Genomic DNA, 20,776 nt, shown 5'->3' with positions numbered 1-20,776 from the left:
TGCTCACACCCGGGAATCAAACGCGGCCGCCGGACGCTGGGAGGGGCGTGAAGAAAATCGGCTTCCTGTCGTTCGGCCACTGGTCGCCGGGCGCGCACTCCGAGACCCGGTCGGCGGCGGACTTCCTGCACCAGTCGATAGACCTGGCGATCGCCGCCGAGGAGCTCGGCGTGGACGGCGCCTACTTCCGCGTGCACCACTTCGCGCGGCAGGCCGGCAGCCCGTTCCCGCTGCTGTCGGCCATCGGCGCGCGCACGTCGAAGATCGAGATCGGCACCGGTGTGATCGACATGCGCTACGAGAACCCGCTGTACATGGCCGAGGAGGCCGGGGCCGCGGACCTCATCTCCGCCGGCCGGCTCCAGCTCGGCATCAGCCGGGGATCCCCCGAGCAGGTCGTCGACGGCTGGCGCTACTTCGGCTACGCCCCGGCCGAGGGCGAGACCGACGCCGACATGGCGCGGCGGCGCACCGAGCTGTTCCTCGAGGTCCTCGGCGGCGAGGGCTTCGCGGAGCCGAACCCGCGGCCGATGTTCGCCAACCCGCCCGGCCTGCTGCGCGTCGAGCCGTACTCGGAGGGGCTGCGCGAGCGCATCTGGTGGGGATCCAGTTCGAACGCGACCGCCGTCTGGGCCGCGAAGCTGGGCATGAACCTGCAGAGCTCCACGCTCAAGGACGACGAGACGGGCGAGCCGCTGCACGTCCAGCAGCGCAAGCAGATCGAGGCCTACCGGGACGCGTGGCAGGAGGCCGGCCACACCCGCGAGCCGCGGGTCTCGGTCAGCCGCAGCATCTTCGCCCTCACCACCGACGTCGACCGGGCGTATTTCGGCCGCGACCGCCACTCGCGGGACCAGGTCGGCATGATCGACGAGAACACCCGGGCGATCTTCGGCCGCTCGTACGCCGCGGAGCCCGACGAACTGGTTCGGCTGCTCAAGGAGGACGAGGCCGTGCAGGCCGCGGACACCCTGCTGCTGACGGTCCCGAACCAGCTGGGCGTCGACTACAACGCGCACGTGCTGGAGGACATCCTCACCCACGTGGCCCCGGAGCTCGGCTGGCGCTGACCGGATGCGGCCCGGTGGCGGCCGGGCCGTTCCCCGTCAGCCGTGGGAAACGTTCAAGCCGTAGAACGCGACCCGTGCGCCCTTCGTCGTGCTGTCCGAAGAGGACTGGTTGTACGAGCCCGCCTTGAAGTACTGCTTGTACGCCTTGAACGACGACGGGATGCCGTAGTGCGTGGTGCTGCCGTTGACCGTGAGGTCGATGGTGTTCCCGCCGGAGATCCCGATCGTGTACGTCCACGTCTTGCCGAGCGAGACGTGGCCGACGGTGTGCGGCGTCTGCCCGCCGTCGGGAGAGTTCTCCGTGCCCAGCACGATGTCGCCGCTCGCGCGGTAGTACAGCTCCAGCAACGGTTTCGTGGACGACCCGCCGGTGCCGAGGTGCACCTGGCCGACGCACACGTTCGACGTCACGGACACCACGCGCAGCGTTGCGCTGAGCTTGTGGGAGCCGCTCAGCGACCAGTTCGCGGCGGAGCCGTCGCGGTTCATCTCGCGCAGCTCGGACCGCGCGTAGTTCGAATTCGGCGTGGTGACGCCCTTTTCCGGCGCCCAGAAGGTCATCGCGCCGTCGCGGGTGTCGGTGTAGAAGTAGCTGTCCTGGAAGCCGTTCGGCCCCTGCAGCCGGGACGACGAGATCGTGGTCGGCTTGCCGGGGGAGCCGACCGGCTCCTGCAGCTGCCAGACCGACAGGTCGAAGTTGCCGCCCGGGGCCACGGACGGATCCGCCGCCACGGCGGGCAACGCGGTGGCCGCGGCCAGTGCCGGGACCGCCAGCAGGACGAACAAGGCACGCACGCGCATCGTGGGTGTCCTTTCGCGATGGGGACGCTGCACCATTCGTTCACGGACGTGAATAAATGGTCTGGACAACCCGGCGGCGTGGACCCACGGTAGGACGGCGATCACCGGTTGTCAAGATCTACCGCCGGAATCGGGTGATCGAGGCAGACCCCGCCGGACCAGGGGGCAACGGGACCGCGGGCCGGAGATGCTGGGGTTACGTTCGGATCATCGACGGATTCGACACGCATTCCGCGGAAAGGAGCCGGAACAATGGGGAACGGAACGAGAAAAGCCATGGCGACAGCGATCGCGACGACCGCGCTGACCTTGGCCGCGGTCGCCCCGGCGAGTGCGGCGCCGGCGACCCGGCACTGTGTCCTCAACACGGGAACCGGTGTGCAGCAGTGCTCTTCCAGCCGCGTCGCGCTCACCGCGCAGGCGAACGGGGACGTCGTGCAGGGCACTTTCTTCGACGGTCCGGACTACACCGGGAACTCGCTGACCATCACCGGACCGGAATTGTGCAAGAAGGACGGCTGGGTGAACTGGCAGTTCGATCTCGGTGACGACTGGAAGAACAAGATTTCGTCGGTGCAGCCGTGGGGGAACTGCTGGATCTGGCTCTACCCGGAGCCGAACCTCGGCGGCGACCGCGACGGCCCGTTCAAGGAGAACACCGGCAACGTCGGGTCCTTCATGGACGACCGCACCCAGTCGATCGGCTTCAGCTGAGCCACCCACGGAAGAAGGAGTGACCGCATGACCAGCAAGCGCACCACGTGGGTGGCGACCGGCCTCGGCCTGGTGACCGCCGCCGGCCTCGTGCTCACCGCCCCGGCCGCGTCCGCCGAAGACCAGCCCACCGCCCGGGAACTGCTCGACAAGTGCGACAACGGCACGGATTCGTGCGTGTTCCACCCGGCCGGCCCGCCGGAGGAGCACACGGGCGCCGGGCACCAGGTCGGCGAGGCCGCCTACAACTGCACGCAGGACCTGCAGCGCAGCACCGTGAACTGGTCCGACACGACGGGCGAGTCGAACAGCTTCGGCGTCTCCCTGTCGGCCGAATACGGGTTCTCGGAAGTGTTCAAGGTGTCCATCGAGACGTCGTACCAGCACACCTGGGAGTCGTCGCACACCGAAGGGCAGGCGACCAACGTCGACGTCCGGCCGGGCGAGAAGGGCTGGGTGGAGCGGGCACCGAAGATGCAGAAGGTGCACGGCACCTACGAAATGCACTTCGGCGACCGGTTCTACGGCCACTACATCTGGTACCAGGACTTCGACGCGGACGGCCCGGTCCCCGGCTCGACCGGCGACATCACCCAGCACACCGCGGCGATGACGGACCAGGAACGCGCCGAGCACTGCGGCTGACGGTTCGCTGGCGGGAATCGCGATGGCCGATTCCCGCCAGCGGAGCGTCCCCTGTGGACGGCAGGATCAACCCCGTGAAGACGGAAACCCCTGCGCACACGGCCATCGAGCCCGGCATCCTCTACTTCGGCACCCCGGTCGTCCTCATCTCGACCACCAACGAAGACGGCTCCGCCAACCTCGCGCCGATGTCCTCGGCCTTCTGGCTCGGCTGGCGCGCGATGCTCGGGCTCGGCGCCCGCTCGAAGACCACCCAGAACCTCCTCCGCACCGGCGAATGCGTGCTCAACCTGCCGTCGGACGCCCTCGCCGCGGCGGTCGACCGGCTCGCGCTGACCACCGGGTCCGATCCCGTGCCGGACGGGAAGCGGAAGCGGGGGTACTTCCACGTCGCGGAGAAGTTCGAGCGGGCCGGGCTCACCCCCGTCGCGTCCGAAACCGTCGCGCCGCCGCGGGTCGCCGAATGCCCGGTGGCCATGGAGGCCGTTCTCGAGGCCGTGCACCCGCTCGCCGACGAGGACGAACAGCAGCGCGGCGGGATCGTCGCGCTCGAGGTGCGGGTGCAGCGCGTGTTCGTCCACGAAGACATCCGCGCGGCCGGCAGCGACGACCACATCGACCCGGACCGCTGGCGGCCGCTCATCATGAGCTTCCAGAAGCTCTACGGCCTCGGTCCGCAGGTCCACCCCTCGACGCTGGCCCAAATCCCCGAACGGCTGTACCGGGGTCCGGACATCGATCGCGCCCGCGGGATCACGTCGCGTTCAGCCGCGCCAGCAGGGGAGCGAGCGTCTTGACGCCGGCGGTCACCGCCGCGCGGCCCTTCGCCGAGGCAATCGGCGGCTGCCGCGTCAGCAGCACCACCACGTGGCGGTCGCCGACCACGCCGGTGGTGTTGAGGACCAGCGACGAGCGCAGGATCATCCAGCCCTGCTTGACCTGCCAGGACATCCCGCTCAGGCCGTCGGGGATGCCGAAGTACTGGTCCCAGCCGTCGTCAGCCGGGTTCCGGGCGTTGCCCAGCGCGGTCAGGATCGGCTGGGCGACCTCGTCGGGCATGGTGTCTTCCAGGTACTGGTAGACGGCCAGCACGTCACCGGCGCTCGTCTCGGCCATGCCCCACTGCGCCGGGTCCGCGGGCGGCGTGGTGTGCGCCAGGCCGAGCAGCGCCGCCGTGCGCGTGACGATGGCGTTGCCGCCGTTGCGCTCCCAGAACGCCGACGCGATCGCGTCGTTGCTGCCCTCGAGCATGTCGGTGAGGTCTTGGACGGCGTCGGCGTCCGGCAGCGCCCACGCGCCCGTGGTGTCGTCGCGCACCTCGTCGATGGCGATCAGCAGCTTGACCACCGACGCGGTGTAGTACGGCTCGTCGGCGCCGAGGGACGCCAATTCCCTCCCCGCCTCCCGGTCGTACAGGACGAACCCGACGCTCGTCCGCGGCGAAGCGGCGGTCACCGCGTCCGCGACGCCCGCGGCGACCGACGACAGATCCGGGTAGGGGATCTCCGACGTCGACGCCACCGGGCCGGTGCTGGGCGGCGGGTCCGCCACCGCGGGTGCCGGCGCCCGGGTGGCGGACCCGCCGCCGGCCGAGACCAGTACCCCGGCGGTCAGCGCGGCGGCCGTGAGTCCCGCGCCCGTGAGCGTCCGGCGGATCCGTGTTCCCATGCCCGTGCAACGGGACGCGGATCCGGATCGACCTGTCCGTTCGCTGTGTCTTGCTGTGGGAATACTGTGGCCGCCGCCCGGCGTACGTCTTGAGGTGAGCGACTTGCGGATTCTGGTGGTGGGGGCCGGCGCGACCGGCGGGTACTTCGGCGGGCGGCTGCTGCAGGCGGGCCGGGACGTCACGTTCCTCGTCCGGCCGGGCCGGGCGAAGGTGCTGCGGGACAGCGGCCTGCGGATCGTCGGGCTCGGCGAGGAGACGGTGCTGACGCCGCCGCTGGCCGAGACCGGGACGCTCGCCGGGACCTACGACCTCGTGCTGCTGGCCGTCAAGGCCACCGGCCTCGCCGCGGCCATCGACGATTTCGCGCCCGCGGTCGGCCCGGGAACGCTGGTCCTGCCGTTCCTCAACGGCCTCGCCCACCTCGAGGCCCTCGACGCGCGGTTCGGCAAAGAAGCCGTGCTCGGCGGCGTCGCGAAGGTGATGACCACCATCGACGACGACGGCGCGATCCGGCGGCTCGGCCCCTTGCAGCACCTGGCCTACGGCGCCCGCACCGAACCCGCCCCGCCGCGGCTGGCCGACGTCGGCGCGGCGCTGGACGGCGCCGGGTTCCCCGCCGTCCGGAGCGAGCGGATCACCGAGGCGATGTGGGCGAAATGGGTGTTCATCGCCGCGATCGGCGGAATCAACAGCCTGCTGCGCGGCACGATCGGCGACGTCGTCGCGGTGCCGGGCGGCACCGAGTTCGCCGAGGCGGTGGTGGCCGAAGCGGCCGCTGTCGCCGAAGCGGCCGGGTACCCGGTGCCCGCGGCGGACCTCGAAGCGACGCGCAAGACCGTGACGGATCCCGCGATGGGGGGATCTTCGCTCTACCGCGACCTGCTCGGCGGTCACCCGGTCGAGGGGGAGCAGATCTTCGGCGATCTCACCGCGCGTGCCCGGGCACTCGGCGTCGCCACGCCCCTGCTCGACCTCGTCAGCCTGCAGCTTCGCGTCCACCAGCACCGCATCGGGTGAACCGGTCACGGACGGCGCTTTGCCCGGGCAGTCCAGGGGATCGTGGTCTTTCGGGCACCCGCGTGGCGGTGCCGTCCGGGCCCCGAACCGCACTGCTACTCTTCGTAAGGAGAGTTGCTTGAAGGTTTGACGACGGAGAATCGGCGAGGGGAAATGGCGGAGCGGTTCGAGTTCGTCCTCGAGGTCTTCGAAGCCCTCATAGTCGGCCGGGCGACCGGCGGCGACGTCCGGCGGTACCCGCTGCGCGCGGGCAACCTGCCGACGGACCCGGTGCGGTTCGTCCGGGTCGCGCGTCAGGTGTACGACGCGCTGGAGGAGCGGCGGCTGTCGGTTTCCGGTGAGCTGCACCCCGGGGTGCGCACGGCTTTCGAGCTGCTCGCCGACCCCCGGGTTTCGGTTGCGGTGAGCGGGATCGACGGCCTCGGCGCCGACGTCGCCGTGCTCGTGGTCACCGACGGCGCGCAGGCGCTGGGCATCACCCAGAACCCGGACACCGACGAACTGCTGTTCTCGCTGTTCGCGGACGAGGAGCTCGTCGAGGTCGTCACGGGCGTGCTGCCGCCCGCCCCGGCCGCGACCACCGGCAAGCACGTCGTGCACCGCGCCGCCGGGCGCGAAGTCTCGGCCATGGCGGCGAAGCGCATCGCCGACGCCGAGTTCGAGGAAGAAGAAACCGACGCCTTCGGCATGATCGAGGTCAAGGCCGTGGTCCGGCCGGGCCGCCGCCCGCCGGCGCCGAAGCCCTCGGACGTCGCGGTGCTCGAGCGGGTGCTCGCCGAACCCCGGCTGGGCGGCGGCCACATCGCCGTCACCGCGCAGGGGCGCCGCGGCGAGCGCGTGGCCGGTGAACCGCTGAGCTGGCTGGACACCGCCGACGGCCGCTACCTCGTGCACACGACGACCGGCGAGGCCGGCGAGCTGACGGCGGAGTACGTGCCGGCCGGGCGGGCCGACCTCGCGCGCGCGATCCGCGACGCGATCGCCGCTGTCTACTGACCGGGAAGGGAAAGTCCTGATGACGGAAGAGACCCAGGCGGTTGCCCAGGCTCTCCAGGCGACGGCGCAGCTGCAGACCGCGACCGAACCCGCGCAGAAGGCCATGGCCGCGGTCCGCGTCGGCCTGGCCGGCGCCCAGCTGAAGCGGCTCGCGCAGAGCGGTGGCTTCGCCATCGACGACACCACGGGCAACCAGCTGATCGAGGCGCTGGAAGGCGTGCTCGAGTCACTCGAGCAGCGCTGGGCGAACCTGCAGCGGCTGCACGACGCGCCGGCGATGAGCCGCACCGCGACCGGTCAGTGGGTCTCCGCGCACATGGTCAACACCGCCGCCGACGAGCACGGGCTGGTCACGCAGCTGCAGGCCGCGCGGCAGGAGTTCCCGACCTACATCGAAGCCATCAAGCTGGCCAAGCAGAACTACAAGTCCCGGGAAGAGACCACGCGCGCGACGCTGACCTCGCTCCCGACCGCCGACCAGAGCTGAGGGAGACCGTGGCACCCACCGCCGAGTCCGTCTCGGACCCGTCGTCCCCGGACTACAACCCGCGCAGTCCGCTCTACGACGTGACGGCCGATTCGTCGTCGAAGTACTACGTAGGGCCGCTGAAGACGGACAATTCGCCGTCCGGCGACGAAATCCGCGAAATGGCCACCAGGCAGGTCGACGACGAGATCCGGCGCGGCTGGCTCGGCCCGGTCGTCGACCCGGTGCTGCGCGACAAGAAGATCCAGGAGCTGTACCAGCAGCACCTCGACGACGCCAAGCACGGCCTCGACGAGGGCCTCACCATGCGCGAGAACGGCGGGGCCCCGAAGACGCTCTGGGCCAACGCCACCCACGAGCAGATGAACGAGGCCATCACGCAGGACGCCAACCCGGCGACCGTCGCGGAGACCTCCGAGGAGTGGGTGCGGGTCGGCAACGACCTCGGCACGCACCAGAAGACGCTGGCCGACGCCATCAACGCGAGCACCAGCAACTGGCAGGGCGACGCCGGTGACGCCGTCCGCGAGCACCTCGCCGGGGTCGGCAAGTGGCTGGGCGCGACCGCGCAGGGCGCGACGCTCGCCGGCCGCCAGCAGGAGATCCACTCCCAGGCGCTCAACGAAACCCAGCGGCAGATGGTCGCGAACCCGCCGGTCCAGTTCGACCTGCAGAGCACCAACCAGCGCCTGATGTCGATGACCGACCCGGTGCAGTACGCCGCGGCGGCCGGCGAGGCCATGCAGACCTACCGGGCCCAGACGGCCGCGCGGGACCATGCCGCGCAGATCATGACCCAGTACGACGAGACCATCGGCGCGGCGGTCGCCACGCCGCGGTTCCCGGCCCCGCCGAAGCTGCCGACCGCCACCGCGACGCGGCAGATGGCCGGTACCCCGGCCGGTGGCGGCGCCGGAGCGGGCGGCGCGCAGCCGCTGCTGGCGCGCGACCGGATGGACCCGGCGCTGGACCCGACCGCTTCCGGCCGGACGCCGGCCGAGCTCGACGCCGCCGGCCTCGACGGCGCGGGCGGCGCCGGCGGTAGCGGTGCCGGTGGCAGCGGCTTCAGCGGCGCGGGCATCCCGGGCGGCGGCGCGGGCTCGGAAGGTTCGGGCTTCTCCGGCAGCGGTATCCCCGGTGGTGGCAGTGGCAGCGGCATCCCCGGCGGCGGGGCCGGTGGCTCCGGCTTTTCCGGGGCCGGCATCCCGGCGGCCAGTGGCGGCGGTGGGGCGGGCTTCAACCCGGGCTCGATCCCGGAGATCCCCGGCGGCAGCTTCAGCGGTTCCGGTATCCCCGGCTCGTCGGTCCCCGGGTTCGACGACTCGACGACGTCGTCCGGCTTCTCGCCGTCCGGGATCCCCTCGAGCGGCGGGCCGGGCGGGAGCGGCTACACGCCGCCGTCGATCCCGAGCATCCCGGACACCAGCGGTGGCGGTGGCACCACCATCGGCCGCGGCGGCAGCCCGATCCCCGGGTTCACCCCGCCCGGCATCGACCCGATCACCGGCCTGCCCACCGGCACCGGCCCGGGCGGCATCCCCGGCGGCGGCAAGACGCCGACCATCGGCCGCCTCGGCGGCATCAACGGTGACAGCATCGCGAGCCGCCTCGGCGGCATCGGCGGCGGCGCCGGGGGCGGGTCCCTCGGCGGCATCGGCGGTGGCTCGGGCGCGGGCGGCGGCTCGGGTGTCGGCGGTGGCGTGCGCGGCACGGGCGCGGGCAGCCTGAGCGGCGGGGCGGCGTCGGGCGCGGCCGCGGAGGCCGAAGCGCTGGCGGCGCGCAACGCGGCGACGGCGGGCAAGCCCGGCGCGGCCGGTTCCCCCGGCATGGGCGGCATGGGCGCCGGTGCCAAGGGCGGCAAGGGCGACAACGACAAGGAACACAAGGCCGCCGACTACCTCGAGAGCGACGACCCGAACTTCTTCGCGGGCGAGCAGGTCGTCGCACCCCCGGTGATCGGCGACTGGAAGAACCAGGATTGGAAGTGAGCGCATGACAGCGGCCGGCTTCGAGGTCGAACCGGACGACCTGGTCGCGCACTCGAGTCACGTCGAGGGCCTGGTCGACCGGCTCAACACGGCCTCCGCGGCGGCCGACACGGCGATGTCGGACCACGCCTACGGGCTGCTGTGCGCGTTCCTCCCGCCGATCATCCGGCCGACGGGGGAGAAGGCGAAGGAGACGCTGAGCGCGTCGATCGAAGGCGTGCGCGGGCTCGCGGACAACGTCAAGACGGCCGCGCAGTCCTACCGCGACGGTGAAGAGGCGAACGCGCAGCCGTTCGAGAGGCAGCTCACGGCGTCGCCGCGGGCGGCGGAAGCGAGGACGAGCGCATGACGGGCCCGAACGGGCTCGGGGACCTGATTCGGGACCCCGACGAGGCGATCCGCCGGATGGACGACTGGGCGGCCGGGTTCGCGGCGAAGGCCGAGCGCTACCAGGCCGCGCAGGAGGAGACCGAACGGCTCCGGCTGACCGCGACCAGCTCCGACGGCGCGGTCAGCGTGACCGTCGGTGCCGACGGCACGGTCACCGACCTGACGTTCTCCAACAAGGTCAAGTCGTTCCCGCTGGAGGAGCTGTCCCGGCAGATCCTCACGACGATGCGCCGCGCGCAGTCGGGCATCGCCGAGCGCGTCGCCGGCGTGATGGCCGAGCGGCTCGGCGACGAGGACCGCGAGACCCGCACGGCGCTGCTCGACACGCTGCGCGGCCGGTTCCCGGACCCGGACGAGCCGGAGGAGCAGCAGCCACCGGCCTCGCCGCCCCCGGTCCCGCCGGCCCCGTCCGGCGGTGCGGCGGTCCCGCCGTCGCCGTCGGCTCCGCAGGCCTCCCCGCCCCCGCGGCGGCGTCCCGATCCGGACGAGGACGACAACAACCCCTGGTGACGCCGGCCGGGTCAGCCGCGAACGGACGGCTGACCTGCCCCGTTCGGGGCTCGACACCGGCCCGCCGGGCGACGACACTGGGCCGATGACCGGCCTGATCACCGGTAGCCGTGTCCGGCTGCGGCCCGCCGCCGCCCCGGACGCCGCCCGGTTCGAGGAGATCCTGTCGCACCCCGAAGTCGCCCGCTGGTGGGCCGACGCCGAGGAGCCGGTGGCCGCCCAGGTGTCCTACTTGCTGGACCCGGACGAGGGCACCACGACCTACGCCATCGAACACGACGACGTCGTCGTGGGCATCGAACTCGCTTTCGAGGAAGCCGATCCGCAGTACCGCCACGCCGGCATCGACATCGCCGTGCACCCCGCGTGGCAGGGCCGCGGCCTGGGTTCGGACGCCATCCGGACGCTGGCCGAGCACCTGTTCACCGTGCGCGGGCACCACCGGGTGGTGATCGACCCAGCGGCGGACAACGAAGCCGCGATCAAGCTCTACCAGTCCCTCGGCTTCCGGCCGGTCGGCCGGATGCGCTCCTACGAGCGCGGGCCCGACGGCAGCTGGCACGACGGGCTGCTGATGGACCTGCTCGCCGAGGACCTGGTCCCGACGGCCGCACTCGCCGGGTCGTGAGCACCCCCGCGGTCGCGGCCCGGCAGCTGCGCCGGGTCGCCGTGGCGAGCGCGGTGGGGACCACGATCGAGTGGTACGACTACTTCATCTACAGCACGGCGACGGCGCTCGTGTTCGGCAAGCTGTTCTTCACGACGCTGTCACCCGCTTCCGGCACCCTCGCCGCGTTCGCGACGCTCGGGGTCGGCTTCCTCGCCCGCCCGGTCGGCGGGATCCTCTGGGGCCACTTCGGCGACCGGGTCGGGCGCAAGGCGATGCTGGTGCTGTCGCTGCTCCTGATGGGCGTGGCCACGGTCGGCGTCGGGCTGCTGCCGACGTACTCCGCGATCGGGGTCTGGGCGCCCATCCTGCTGCTGATACTGCGGCTCCTGCAGGGGCTGAGCGCGGGCGGCGAATGGGGCGGGGCGGCGCTGATGGCGGTCGAGCACGCGCCGGAGGGGCACCGCGGCCGCTACGGCGCCTTCTCGCAGATCGGCGTCCCGGCCGGCCTCATCCTGGCGCAGCTGATGTTCTTCGTCCTCGGCCGGTCCCTGACCGACGCGCAGTTCGCGTCGTGGGGCTGGCGGGTGCCGTTCCTGGCGAGCATCGTGCTGGTCGGCGTCGGCCTGGTGATCCGGCTGCGGATCGAGGAAAGCCCGGTCTTCACGCGGTTGCGGGACGAGGAAGCCCGCAGCAGCCGTCCGATGGTCGACGTGCTGCGCGAGCGGCCGCGGGCACTGCTCGTGGCGTCCGGCAGCTTCATCGCGAACACCGCGATCGGCTACATCTTCCTGGCGTACCTGCTGTCCTACGGCACTTCGGTGCTGAAGATCGACCGGACCACGCTGCTGGTCGTGGTGATCGTCGGCAGCGTGACGTGGCTGGTGAGCATCCTCGTCACGGCGGCGTGGTCGGACCGCGTCGGCCGAAAACCGGTCTACCTGGCCGGATCGGTGCTGCTGGTGCTCTGGCCGATCCCGTTCTTCCTGCTGGTGGACACACGCGCGACGGGGTGGCTGCTGGTGGCGGTGGTGGTGCTGAACATCGGCCTCGGCGCGACGTACGGGCCACAGTCGGCGTTGTTCGCGGAGCTGTTCGACCCGCACTACCGCTACAGCGGGGCGTCGTTCTCGTACGCGGTCGGCGCGGTGCTGGGCGGCGGCTTCGCGCCGTTGATCGCGACGGCGCTGCAGACCGCCACCGGGACTTCGCTTTCGGTGTCGCTCTACCTGGTGGCGGTGGCGGTGCTGAGCCTGGTCGCGGTGCTGTTCATCCCGCGCTCACAGCCGGTCTAGGCGGACGGCGGCGGCCATCCGCTCGTAGCCCGCGTCGCCGGGGTGGAGGTGGTCGCCGGAGTCGTAGGCCGGCAGCAGGGTGAGCGGATCGGCGGGGTCGCGCACCGCCGCGTCGAAGTCGGCGACGGCGTCGAAGACCCCGCCGGTGCGGATGAACGCGTTCACCGCCTGGCGGGTCGCTTCGAGCGTTTCGTCGTAGACGCGCCAGCCCTTGAACGGCGTGAGCGTGGCGCCGACGACCCGGATGCCGCGCGCGTGCGCCTGCGCCACCAGCTGGCGGTAGGCCGACGTGATCGCGTCCGGGTCGGTCTGGTGCGGGGTCTGCTGGATATCGTTGATGCCTTCGAGCACGATGAGCGTCCGCACCCCTCCGACGCTCAGGACGTCGCGGTCGAACCGGGACAGCGCGTTCTGGCCCGCGCCGGACCCGGGCACGTCGAGCAGCAGCCGGTTGGCGCTGATGCCGGCGTTCAGCACCCCGAACCGGCCGTGCAGCCGGTCGGCGAGGTAGTCCGGCCACCGGTGGTTCGCCCCGGTCTGCGAGCCGACGCCGTCGGTGATCGAATCGCCCAGCGCCACGATCGAGGCCTCGGCGCCGCCCTGGACGTCGACGCCGGAAACGTAGTGCCACACGGAAGTCTGCTCGGTGTAGGGCACACCGGACTCGCTGGCGGCGAAGTCGCCGGCCCGGGTGAAGTACGACGTCTGCGCGGCGGCCGGGTGGTAGGTCACCGGCCCGGACTTGGTCGGCACGTAGGTCGTCACGAGCAGGTTGGCGTCGGCGGGCACGCGCAGTTCGGCGGGGTCGCTGAGCGCCTCGGCCCCGGCGGGCACGACGACGCCGGGAGCCCCGCCGAAGGTGAGCTCCCGCAGGGTCCCCGGAACGGCGTCCGGCCCGTCGCTTTGCACCGCGAGGGTGACGTGCCCGAAGGTGAGGGGAGCGGCCCCGAAGGCGTTGGAGAGGTGGACGCGCGCCCGTCCGCCGCCGGCGCTGGTGTGCACGACGTTGCGGATCGAGAAGCCGGGATAGCCGTCGGGGGTGTTCGCCACGGCGGACGCGGGAGCCGCGGCCCAGGTCCCGACCCAGCCGCCGACGGAGTGTTGAGCGAGGTTCGGGAGAGCGCTTTCCGGATTCGCGCTCCCGGCCGTCGTGAGGAGACCGAACCCCGCCAGGATCGCCGCGCTCACGGCCAGAAAGCGTCGCATGTACCCACGGTGTCCCCATTGCGCCGACCCAGGGACCGCTGATCAGGTGAGCGAACGGACAAGATCCCGGACAGCGAGGGGCGGGCCCGTCCGGGATTCTGGGGATGCCGGACGGACCCGCGCGAGGTGGCCGTTGCCGCGACGGCCGCTCGCCGGGGCACCCGGTCCCGACCGGGCGGAGGCTGGCCCGGATCGTTGCATCGTGGCAACCCCGGAGGGCGGTGCGAGACGCCCTCAACCAGAGCACGGCCCGCGGCCCGATGGGGTTCAGTGCGCTCCGCGATTTCTCATGCTCGCCCGGTTTGCCTGGCCGACTCGCTGCCCGACCCGCTCGGCAAACGTCTTGAATGAGTCATTCAGGACCTCCGAAGACCTGAATGAGTCATTCAAGACACCACCGCACCGCCCGCGCCGCCCTGGGCACGCCGAAAAGCCGCGAAGGCCGCCTTCAGGAAGGCGGCCTTCACGAACAACGTGCGGAAGAGAAAAACTCAAGCGGCGGCAGGAAAACTGCCCAGGGCGCGGTGCCCGGCGTCGGTCAATTCCGCCGGCGCCCACTGACCCGGCGACGGCTTCCCGATCGCCCGGACCAACCCGGCGCGGGCCAAGTCGTGGGCGGTGGTCTGGTCGCAGCACGGCAGCCCGTCCACGCGGAGGTCGGGTTCGCAGCTGCAGCGGAGCTCGGCGCGGCCCGCCGCGATCGCCTTGAGCATGGCGATCGCGCGGCGGCTCAGCGCGTTCGGGTAGGTGGACATCGGTCTGGCCCTTCGTCGCGGCTGGTCTGGCGCGGGTGTCGAGTGCTGCAGCTCGTCACTGAGGACTACGCACCGGTCACCACCGAGGTTCAGATCGATCGCCTCTTGACACCGAGAGGCCCAACGAGCAGGGTCAGTCATCGGATGAATCACCTCCACCAACGACAGATGGGCCGATTAGGGGCGAACTCTGTCGTCATTCCGCCGTAGTCATCCGATCCCTGGAGGTTCAATGACGACCTTCCCCCGCCGCCACGCCCTCGGCATCGCCCTGGGTGGCGCCGTGGCACTGAGCGCCGCCGGCCTGAGTCCGGCCGGCGCGAGCCCCGTCGACGCCGCGGCCGATGGCCCGGGCACGCCGATCGTCCCGCCGCCGGCACCTGTTCCCGTCGCGCTCGACAGCTGGTTCACCAACGACGGCATCGACAGCGCGTCGGCCACCGGTGGGGACTTCGACGGGTCCGGGTACACCTTCCCGGCCGAGCACCTGCCCGCCGGGCAGACCACCACCGTCGGCGGGGTGCCGTTCACGCTCGGCTCCGCGGCCGCCGGCGCGAAGAACAACATCGCCGCCACCGGGCAGCGGATCGACCTGCCGAAGGGGCGCTACTTCGTCGCGTACTTCCTGGTCGCGGCCAGCTACGGAACCACCGGCGGCACCGCGACCGTGCACTACGCCGACGGCACCACCAGCACCGGCTCGCTCTCCGGTCCCGACTGGTACACCGGCACCGGCGCCCTCGTCTCGCCGTTCCGCTACGCACCCGGCGGCGTCGTCGACAACAACCCCGTCTCGCTCGCCACCGGCCAGGTCTGGGTCGACCCCGCCCGCGAAGCCGTCGCCGTGACCCTGCCGACGACCGCGAACCCCGCGCCGAACGTCGCCAGCCTGCACGTCTTCGCGCTCACCCTGCAGCCGGTCGCCGTGGGCCGCTCGGCGCTCGTGCTCGACGGCCGGTCGACCGCGAACCTGCTCACCGACGGCGGCCCGCAAGCCGCCGAGGCGACGATCGTCAACGCCGGCACCGTGTGGCTCGGGGCCCGCGACCGGGTCACCGTCACCGTCGACGTCCCCGGCGGCCGGACCACCGTGCCGGCCGCCATCCGCGCGCTGGCGCCGGGGGAGCAGGCCACCGTGCGGCTCGGCCTCGCGCCGAACGCCTCCGTGCCGCCAGGGACCACCACGAACGGCCAGATCCGCGTCACGGCCGGCCGCGGCACGCTCGCCACGCAGCAGGTGCCGATCACCCTCGGCGTCCCGGACTTCCGCCCGACCGACGCGTCGCTCTCGACGCATCGCGCGCCCTATTGGTTCAACGACAGCAAGTTCGGCATCTTCATCCACTGGGGTGTCTACGCCGTACCCGCGTGGGCGCCGGTCGGGCAGCAGTACGCCGAGTGGTACTGGCAGAACCAGCAGGACCCGAACGGCGCCACCTACGCCTACCACCGCGAGAAGTACGGCGAAAACTTCACCTACGACGACTTCATCCCGATGTTCACCGCGGCGAAGTTCGACCCGCGCACCTGGCTGAACCTGATCGCGGACGCCGGCGCCGAGTACTACGTCCTGACGTCCAAGCACCACGACGGCTTCGCGTTGTGGGACACCGAGGTCAGCGACCGCAACTCCGTCAAGCTCGGCCCGAAGCGGAACATCATCGACGAACTGTTCAAGGCGTCCCGCAAGTACACCCCGCAGTTGCGCAACGGCCTCTACTTCTCGCTGCCCGAATGGTTCAACCCGGACAACCCGTGGATGGGCCACGCGCCGCGCAACCCGTACACCGGCGCGGCGCTGCCCTACACCGGGTACACCGCGGGCAAGGACTTCGTCCGCGACTACCAGGCGCCGCAGGTGCTCGAGCTGATCTCGGAGTTCGACCCGGACGTGCTGTGGTTCGACATCGGCGGCGTCAACGACAGCCGGACCGTGCTCACCGAGTACTTCAACCGCGCGAAGAACCGCAAGCGCCCCAAGGACGTCACCTACAACGACCGCGGCGGCATCCCGGACCACGACTTCACGACGCCGGAGTACACGACGTACCCGAACACCGTGGTGGCGAAGTGGGAAGCGAGCCGCGGCCTCGACCCGTTCTCCTACGGGTACAACCGCGCCACCCCGGACGACCGGTACATGACGGCGGAGGAGGTCGTCCGCACGCTCGTCGACATCGTCTCGAAGAACGGCAACTTCCTGCTCGACATCGGCCCGGACTTCGACGGCACCATCCCGGACGTCATGCAGCGCCACCTGCGCGACGCCGGCGCGTGGCTGAAAGTCAACGGCGAGGCCATCTACGGCACGACGTACTGGTCACGCATGGCACAGCTCGGCGACCTGCGGTTCACGGTCAAGCAGAACGAAGCGTTCTACGTCCATTCGCTGGCCGCCCCGGGCAGCAGGCTGGTCGTCGACGCACCGGTGCCGATCCGCGCCGGCGACCGGGTGACCCTGCTCGGCTACCGCGGGAACCTGCACTGGACGGTGGAAAACGGCTCGCTGGTGATCGACGTCCCGGCCGCGGCGCGGCAAGCCGGCCGCTTCACCTGGGTGTTCAAGATCGCCTGGAGCTAGAAGTCGGCGTCCTTGCCGATGTAGAGCTCCGCGAACGCCGCGGCCGCGGCGGGCGAACCCAGCAGGCGGCGCATCCGGGCCTCCGCGATGCGCGCCAGGAACGGGTTCTCCGCCGTGGCCGCGGTGTGGTGGAAGATGTCCGACAGCCACAGGGAGAACTCCTGGTACTGCCACACCAGTGGCAGGCACGCGGCGGAGTACCCGGCCAGCCGCGAAGGATCGCCCGCGTAGTGCGCCTCGAAGGCCTCCGCGAGCAGGAAAGCGTCGTGCAGGGCCAGGTTCATGCCCTTGGCCGCGATCGGCGCGACCAGGTGCGCCGACTCGCCCGCCAGGTACAGGCGGCCGTGCGCCATCGGTTCGACGACGTAGTTGTGCATGTCGAGGACGCGCTTCTCGATCAGCCGTCCCTCGGTGATCGGGCCGTCCGGCACCGCCAGCCGTGCCTGCAGCTCCTGCCAGACGCGCTCGTCGGGCCAGTCCGCCTCGGTCTCGCCGGCCGCCGTCTGCAGGTAGAACCGGGTGACGTCGGGCGTGCGGGCCATGTGCGCGCCGAAGCCGCGCGGGTGGATGCCGAACAGCACGCCGTCGGCGGACGGCGGCGCCTCGGCGAGCAGCGCCAGCCAGCCGATTCCGTAGTCGTGGTGGGCTTTCACCGTCGATTCCGCCGGCAGGTACCCCTGGGAGACGCCACGCGCGCCGTCGCAGCCGGCGACGAAGTCGCAGTCGATCCGGTGCTCGCCCGCGGCGTCCCGGAACGTGACGGCGGGGGAGTCCGAGGCCAGGTTGTGCAGCTCGACGTCCGAGACCTCGAAGACCGCGTCCCCGCCCGCGTCGGTGTACTGGGCGAGCAGGTCGGTCACCAGGAGCTGTTGCGGGTACACGAAATGCCGCTGCCCGGTGACGTCGCCGTAGCGGAAAGGGTGCCGCTTCCCGGCGAAGCGGAACTCGAACTCCGCGTGCCGGGGCGCCTTCGCGACGAGCTGCTCGCCCAGCCCGCGCTGCTCCAGCCCGCGAACTGCCCACTCCTCGATGAACCCGGCCCGCGGCCGCTGTTCGACGAACGCCCGGCTTTCCTTCTCCAGCAGCACGCAGGCGATGCCCGCGCGCCGCAGCAGGTTCGCCACCGTGAGTCCGGCCGGGCCCGCCCCCACCACGGCCACCGCCGTGCGCCTCGCCACCATGGGCCCGAGCGTAGCGCGAACCGGACGAATCGTTCAGTAGTAGTGCCGTAGTTGCGGCCACGCCGCCGACCAGGGCCGGGTCAGCGCGCACAGCGAGAGCACGACACCTTCCTCGTCGTTGTCGACGCCGTCGGCGTTGTGGTGTTTCGCGACCGCCCGGCAGCCGGTGATCAGCTTGGCCGCGGGCGAGTCGCGGTCGATCCGCCCGATCAGCAGCACTGGCCCGACCAGCCGGTCCGGCGGTGGGCCCCAGTCCGCGTAGGACATGTGCGCGGAGTACGGCCGCGGCAGCCCGAGCTCCGGGCCGTAGCGCTCGATCGCCCCGGCTTCGCCGTAGTTGCCCGCGAGGATCACGGCGGTGTCCCGTTCGGTGGCCGGGATCCGCTGCCAGGCGCCCGCCACGCTGCCCGCGAAGTCCGGCCAGCCGACCTGCTCGCCGGGTTCCTTGTTCATGGCCAGCAGGACGCCGTTCAACGCGGTCGGCGGTACCACGGGGAGTCCGATGAGGACGGACACCACCACGCACACCGCGGTGCCCGCGCCGGTGAGCACGCGCCGGGTCGCCCGGCCCCGGCCCAGCCACCGCAGCACGGGTTCCGCGCCGAGCGCCACCAGCGGCAGCAGCAACGGGATCGCGTAGTACGGCTTCCCGCCCACCGCCAGCAGTTCGAGGCAGACCACGGGGTAGGCGATCGCGAGGGCGCGCGCCCAGCGCAGCCCCGGCTCGCGCCACGGCCGCACGAGCCCGGCGATCCAGACCGGCACCAGCACGGGTGAGAGCAGGACCAGCTGCATCGGCACGAAGAGCGCGCGGTTCTCGCCGCCGTCGTCCTCGCTGATCCCGCCGGCGACGGTGAGCATCGGCCAGCCGTGCGCCGCCTGCCAGGCCACGACCGGCGCGGCGAGCACGACGGCGATCACGATCCCGGCCGCGAGCCACCAGGTCCGGAACACCGGGCGTGGCCCGGAAACGGCGACGCCGATGCCGAGCCCGGACAGCAGGAGCAGCACCAGCCACTTGTTCGCCAGGCCGAGCCCGGCGGCGGCGCCGACCGCGAGCCACCAGCGGCCGTCGCCGGTACGCAGCAGCTTCAGCCCGGACAGCGTGATCAGCGACCACAGCAGCAGGTCCGCCGAGTTGGTGGCCAGCATGTGCGACACGACCAGGACGTACGAGGACAACGCCGTCGCGAGCGCGGTGAACAGCTGGACACCGCGGCCGCCGCCGAATTCGCGGGCGATCAGCGCCACGACCACGACGGTCGCCATGCCCAGCAAGGTCGCGACGACCCGGAGACCGGTCGGGGTTTCGCCGAACACCGCCGTCGACGCGCGGGCGAGCCACGGCGTGAGCGGCGGGTTGTCGACGTAGCCCCAGTCCGGGCGGTGGCCCGACGCGACGAAGTACAGCTCGTCGCGGTGGAAGCCGTACCGGCCGGACAGTGCGGTCAGCACGGCCGCCTGGACGGCGACGACGATCCCCACCGGCAGCGCGGCGAACCGCGGCAGCTCGCGACTGACCCCCATGACAGTCTCCCCTCAGCGTGCCGGGGATCGTACGCCGTCGCTCACGCTGCCGGGAGCGCTCCGACGAGTTCGCCGCCGGCGTCCGCGACCAGCTCGGCCACGGTCTGCGCGCGGCGGATCGGCGTGAACCGGACGTCGCCGTGTTCGGACACGGTGAAGCCGTGCACGGCCGGGCGGGGGAGCGTGTTGTAGGCGTAGTGCGCGCCGAAGTAGTACGCGCCGGTGTCGTGGGCGACGACCAGGTCGCCGGGCTCCAGCAGCGGCAGCGGGCGTTCCTTCGCCAGGAGGTCGCCGGCGAAGCACAGCGGACCGGCGACGTCCTGCGGCACCTCGGGCCCGGTCTTGGGCGTGCCGTCGGCGTGGAGCGCGCTCAGCCGCAGTGGCCAGTGCTCCGGCTGGAGCACCGTGCGGGCCGCCACGTGCGCACCCGCGTGCGTCACGGCGATGGGCTGGCCGCCCGCGACCTTCGTGTACTCGACGCCGCTCACGAGGAACCCGCTCTTCGCCAGCAGGGACCGGCCGAACTCGGTGACGAAGCCGTAGTGCCCGTCGGCGAGGGCGGGGACTTTCGCCAGCAGCGTCGCGACGTAGTCGGCGTAGGTGAACCCGGGCTCGTCGGAGGTGAAGTCCACCGGGAGGCCGCCGCCGAGGTCGAGGCTGGTGACCTGCCGGTACCCGGCTTCGGCGTTGATTTCCTCGGCGAGCGCGTGGACGGCCGCCACGCCCTCGGCCATCAGCTCGGGCGGGCAGCCCTGCGAGCCGACGTGGACGTGCAGCCGCGTCAGCCACGGGCGCCGCGCGAACGCCGCTTTCACGAGGTTCCGGTCGTCCCGCAGGGGAACTCCGAACTTCGACGTCGTGGTCGCGGTGCTGGTGTCGCCGATCCGCCCCGCCCCGACCTGGGGGTTGACCCGCAGGCCGAGCACCGAGCGCGGGCTCGGCCCGACGAGGTCGTCGAGCCGGGCCAGCTCCTGGAAGTTGTCCGCGTTGATCGCGGTGCCTTCGGCGAGGGCGTGCGCGAGCTCGGCGGTGGTCTTGGCGGGGGAGTCGAGGACCAGCCGCGGGCCGCGGACCCCGGCCGCTTCGGCGACGGCGGTCTCGCCCGGGCTCGCGACCTCGGCGTCGACCCCGAGGTCGCCGAGGTAGCGAAGCAGCGGCGCGAGGCCGCACGCCTTGACGGCGACCGTGTGCTGGACGCGGCCCAGTGGCGCGAAGGCCTTCGTCAGGTCTTCGACGGCTTCGCGGATCCCGGCGAGGTCGACGAACCCGGCCAGCGGGTCGACGAGGTGGTGGCCGGCGGCGAGGGCGCGGAGCTTGCGTTCGGTGCGGTTCACGCT

20 protein-coding genes are annotated in these 20,776 nt (G+C 71.9%); 13 read left to right on the top strand and 7 right to left on the bottom strand.

Features of this window, described 5'->3' with window-relative positions:
* Positions 1 to 47 precede the first annotated feature (47 nt).
* Positions 48 to 1,070 carry an LLM class flavin-dependent oxidoreductase gene (locus H4696_RS11840; protein ID WP_086859689.1) on the top strand — a complete coding sequence of 341 codons (1,023 nt, stop codon included), beginning with the start codon at positions 48 to 50 and terminating at the stop codon, positions 1,068 to 1,070.
* A 36-nt stretch (positions 1,071 to 1,106) separates the two neighbouring features.
* Here the strand turns inward: H4696_RS11840 and H4696_RS11835 are convergent, their stop codons facing one another.
* Positions 1,107 to 1,871: a polysaccharide lyase family 7 protein gene (locus H4696_RS11835; protein ID WP_086859690.1), complete on the bottom strand. Its 765-nt coding sequence runs from the start codon at positions 1,869 to 1,871 to the stop codon at positions 1,107 to 1,109.
* A gap of 276 nt (positions 1,872 to 2,147) precedes the next feature.
* Between H4696_RS11835 and H4696_RS11830 the strand changes: the two genes are divergently transcribed.
* The 3 genes from H4696_RS11830 (at position 2,148) to H4696_RS11820 (ending at position 4,027) form a co-directional block, all read left to right on the top strand.
* Complete coding sequence (locus H4696_RS11830; protein ID WP_211299672.1) at positions 2,148 to 2,585, top strand: hypothetical protein; 438 nt, start codon at positions 2,148 to 2,150, stop codon at positions 2,583 to 2,585.
* A gap of 27 nt (positions 2,586 to 2,612) precedes the next feature.
* The gene (locus tag H4696_RS11825) at positions 2,613 to 3,230 is read left to right on the top strand and encodes a hypothetical protein (RefSeq protein WP_086859692.1); all 618 of its coding nucleotides are present in this window, start codon (positions 2,613 to 2,615) and stop codon (positions 3,228 to 3,230) included.
* Between the two features lie 74 nt (positions 3,231 to 3,304).
* On the top strand, positions 3,305 to 4,027 hold the full coding sequence (locus H4696_RS11820) for a flavin reductase family protein (RefSeq protein ID WP_169734974.1): 723 nt from the start codon (positions 3,305 to 3,307) through the stop codon (positions 4,025 to 4,027).
* Here H4696_RS11820 and H4696_RS11815 read toward each other — a convergent pair.
* Entirely contained in the window at positions 3,984 to 4,898 is a 915-nt protein-coding gene (locus H4696_RS11815; protein ID WP_086859694.1) for a hypothetical protein, read from the bottom strand. The two genes, H4696_RS11820 and H4696_RS11815, sit on opposite strands and share 44 nt — an antisense overlap.
* Positions 4,899 to 5,001: 103 nt before the next feature.
* On the opposite strand from H4696_RS11815, the gene H4696_RS11810 reads away from it, so the two are divergent.
* From H4696_RS11810 to H4696_RS11775, 8 genes are all read left to right on the top strand, one after another.
* Entirely contained in the window at positions 5,002 to 5,916 is a 915-nt protein-coding gene (locus H4696_RS11810; RefSeq protein WP_192782258.1) for a ketopantoate reductase family protein, read from the top strand.
* Between the two features lie 153 nt (positions 5,917 to 6,069).
* On the top strand, positions 6,070 to 6,912 hold the full coding sequence (locus tag H4696_RS11805) for an ESX secretion-associated protein EspG (protein WP_086861281.1): 843 nt from the start codon (positions 6,070 to 6,072) through the stop codon (positions 6,910 to 6,912).
* Positions 6,913 to 6,931: 19 nt separating this feature from the next.
* Entirely contained in the window at positions 6,932 to 7,399 is a 468-nt protein-coding gene (locus tag H4696_RS11800) for a hypothetical protein (RefSeq protein ID WP_086861279.1), read from the top strand.
* An 8-nt stretch (positions 7,400 to 7,407) separates the two neighbouring features.
* Positions 7,408 to 9,387 (top strand): hypothetical protein, encoded by a 1,980-nt coding sequence (locus tag H4696_RS11795; protein WP_086861277.1) that lies wholly within the window; start codon positions 7,408 to 7,410, stop codon positions 9,385 to 9,387.
* A 4-nt stretch (positions 9,388 to 9,391) separates the two neighbouring features.
* Positions 9,392 to 9,736, top strand: a complete 345-nt coding sequence (locus tag H4696_RS11790; RefSeq protein WP_086861275.1) for a type VII secretion target — start codon at positions 9,392 to 9,394, stop codon at positions 9,734 to 9,736.
* Positions 9,733 to 10,287 carry a YbaB/EbfC family nucleoid-associated protein gene (locus tag H4696_RS11785; RefSeq protein WP_086861274.1) on the top strand — a complete coding sequence of 185 codons (555 nt, stop codon included), beginning with the start codon at positions 9,733 to 9,735 and terminating at the stop codon, positions 10,285 to 10,287. Before H4696_RS11790 ends, H4696_RS11785 begins: the two co-directional genes overlap by 4 nt.
* A gap of 85 nt (positions 10,288 to 10,372) precedes the next feature.
* Positions 10,373 to 10,915 (top strand): GNAT family N-acetyltransferase, encoded by a 543-nt coding sequence (locus H4696_RS11780; RefSeq protein WP_086861272.1) that lies wholly within the window; start codon positions 10,373 to 10,375, stop codon positions 10,913 to 10,915.
* Positions 10,912 to 12,189, top strand: coding sequence for an MFS transporter (locus H4696_RS11775; protein ID WP_086861270.1), 1,278 nt, complete (start codon positions 10,912 to 10,914; stop codon positions 12,187 to 12,189). Before H4696_RS11780 ends, H4696_RS11775 begins: the two co-directional genes overlap by 4 nt.
* Here H4696_RS11775 and H4696_RS11770 read toward each other — a convergent pair.
* Positions 12,175 to 13,395 (bottom strand): SGNH/GDSL hydrolase family protein, encoded by a 1,221-nt coding sequence (locus H4696_RS11770; RefSeq protein ID WP_086861268.1) that lies wholly within the window; start codon positions 13,393 to 13,395, stop codon positions 12,175 to 12,177. The two genes, H4696_RS11775 and H4696_RS11770, sit on opposite strands and share 15 nt — an antisense overlap.
* 491 nt (positions 13,396 to 13,886) lie before the next feature.
* Positions 13,887 to 14,150 carry a hypothetical protein gene (locus H4696_RS11765; RefSeq protein ID WP_086864392.1) on the bottom strand — a complete coding sequence of 88 codons (264 nt, stop codon included), beginning with the start codon at positions 14,148 to 14,150 and terminating at the stop codon, positions 13,887 to 13,889.
* A 232-nt stretch (positions 14,151 to 14,382) separates the two neighbouring features.
* Here H4696_RS11765 and H4696_RS11760 point away from each other — a divergent pair, with 232 nt between their 5' ends.
* Complete coding sequence (locus tag H4696_RS11760; RefSeq protein ID WP_192782257.1) at positions 14,383 to 16,731, top strand: alpha-L-fucosidase; 2,349 nt, start codon at positions 14,383 to 14,385, stop codon at positions 16,729 to 16,731.
* Here the strand turns inward: H4696_RS11760 and H4696_RS11755 are convergent.
* From H4696_RS11755 to H4696_RS11745, 3 genes are read right to left on the bottom strand one after another with little or no spacing between them, the layout of a single operon-like run.
* On the bottom strand, positions 16,728 to 17,912 hold the full coding sequence (locus H4696_RS11755) for a 4-hydroxybenzoate 3-monooxygenase (RefSeq protein WP_086864391.1): 1,185 nt from the start codon (positions 17,910 to 17,912) through the stop codon (positions 16,728 to 16,730). The two genes, H4696_RS11760 and H4696_RS11755, sit on opposite strands and share 4 nt — an antisense overlap.
* A 33-nt stretch (positions 17,913 to 17,945) precedes the next feature.
* On the bottom strand, positions 17,946 to 19,439 hold the full coding sequence (locus H4696_RS11750) for a glycosyltransferase family 39 protein (protein WP_086864390.1): 1,494 nt from the start codon (positions 19,437 to 19,439) through the stop codon (positions 17,946 to 17,948).
* Between the two features lie 41 nt (positions 19,440 to 19,480).
* Entirely contained in the window at positions 19,481 to 20,773 is a 1,293-nt protein-coding gene (locus H4696_RS11745; protein ID WP_338078669.1) for a type III PLP-dependent enzyme domain-containing protein, read from the bottom strand.
* Positions 20,774 to 20,776 lie beyond the last annotated feature (3 nt).

Source organism: Amycolatopsis lexingtonensis (genome assembly GCF_014873755.1).
Taxonomy (GTDB): domain Bacteria; phylum Actinomycetota; class Actinomycetes; order Mycobacteriales; family Pseudonocardiaceae; genus Amycolatopsis; species Amycolatopsis lexingtonensis.
This window is presented reverse-complemented; position numbering and strand designations above follow the sequence as displayed.

Excerpts from the sequence above, each read along its gene's own strand:
- H4696_RS11815 (WP_086859694.1), bottom strand. The coding sequence starts at position 4,898 with ATGGGAACACGGATCCGCCGGACGCTCACGGGCGCGGGACTCACGGCC.
- H4696_RS11785 (WP_086861274.1), top strand. The coding sequence starts at position 9,733 with ATGACGGGCCCGAACGGGCTCGGGGACCTGATTCGGGACCCCGACGAG.
- H4696_RS11830 (WP_211299672.1), top strand. The coding sequence starts at position 2,148 with ATGGCGACAGCGATCGCGACGACCGCGCTGACCTTGGCCGCGGTCGCC.
- H4696_RS11805 (WP_086861281.1), top strand. The coding sequence starts at position 6,070 with ATGGCGGAGCGGTTCGAGTTCGTCCTCGAGGTCTTCGAAGCCCTCATA.
- H4696_RS11765 (WP_086864392.1), bottom strand. The coding sequence starts at position 14,150 with ATGTCCACCTACCCGAACGCGCTGAGCCGCCGCGCGATCGCCATGCTC.
- H4696_RS11755 (WP_086864391.1), bottom strand. The coding sequence starts at position 17,912 with ATGGTGGCGAGGCGCACGGCGGTGGCCGTGGTGGGGGCGGGCCCGGCC.
- H4696_RS11760 (WP_192782257.1), top strand. The coding sequence starts at position 14,383 with ATGACGACCTTCCCCCGCCGCCACGCCCTCGGCATCGCCCTGGGTGGC.
- H4696_RS11770 (WP_086861268.1), bottom strand. The coding sequence starts at position 13,395 with ATGCGACGCTTTCTGGCCGTGAGCGCGGCGATCCTGGCGGGGTTCGGT.
- H4696_RS11825 (WP_086859692.1), top strand. The coding sequence starts at position 2,613 with ATGACCAGCAAGCGCACCACGTGGGTGGCGACCGGCCTCGGCCTGGTG.
- H4696_RS11790 (WP_086861275.1), top strand. The coding sequence starts at position 9,392 with ATGACAGCGGCCGGCTTCGAGGTCGAACCGGACGACCTGGTCGCGCAC.
- H4696_RS11800 (WP_086861279.1), top strand. The coding sequence starts at position 6,932 with ATGACGGAAGAGACCCAGGCGGTTGCCCAGGCTCTCCAGGCGACGGCG.
- H4696_RS11780 (WP_086861272.1), top strand. The coding sequence starts at position 10,373 with ATGACCGGCCTGATCACCGGTAGCCGTGTCCGGCTGCGGCCCGCCGCC.
- H4696_RS11750 (WP_086864390.1), bottom strand. The coding sequence starts at position 19,439 with ATGGGGGTCAGTCGCGAGCTGCCGCGGTTCGCCGCGCTGCCGGTGGGG.
- H4696_RS11835 (WP_086859690.1), bottom strand. The coding sequence starts at position 1,871 with ATGCGCGTGCGTGCCTTGTTCGTCCTGCTGGCGGTCCCGGCACTGGCC.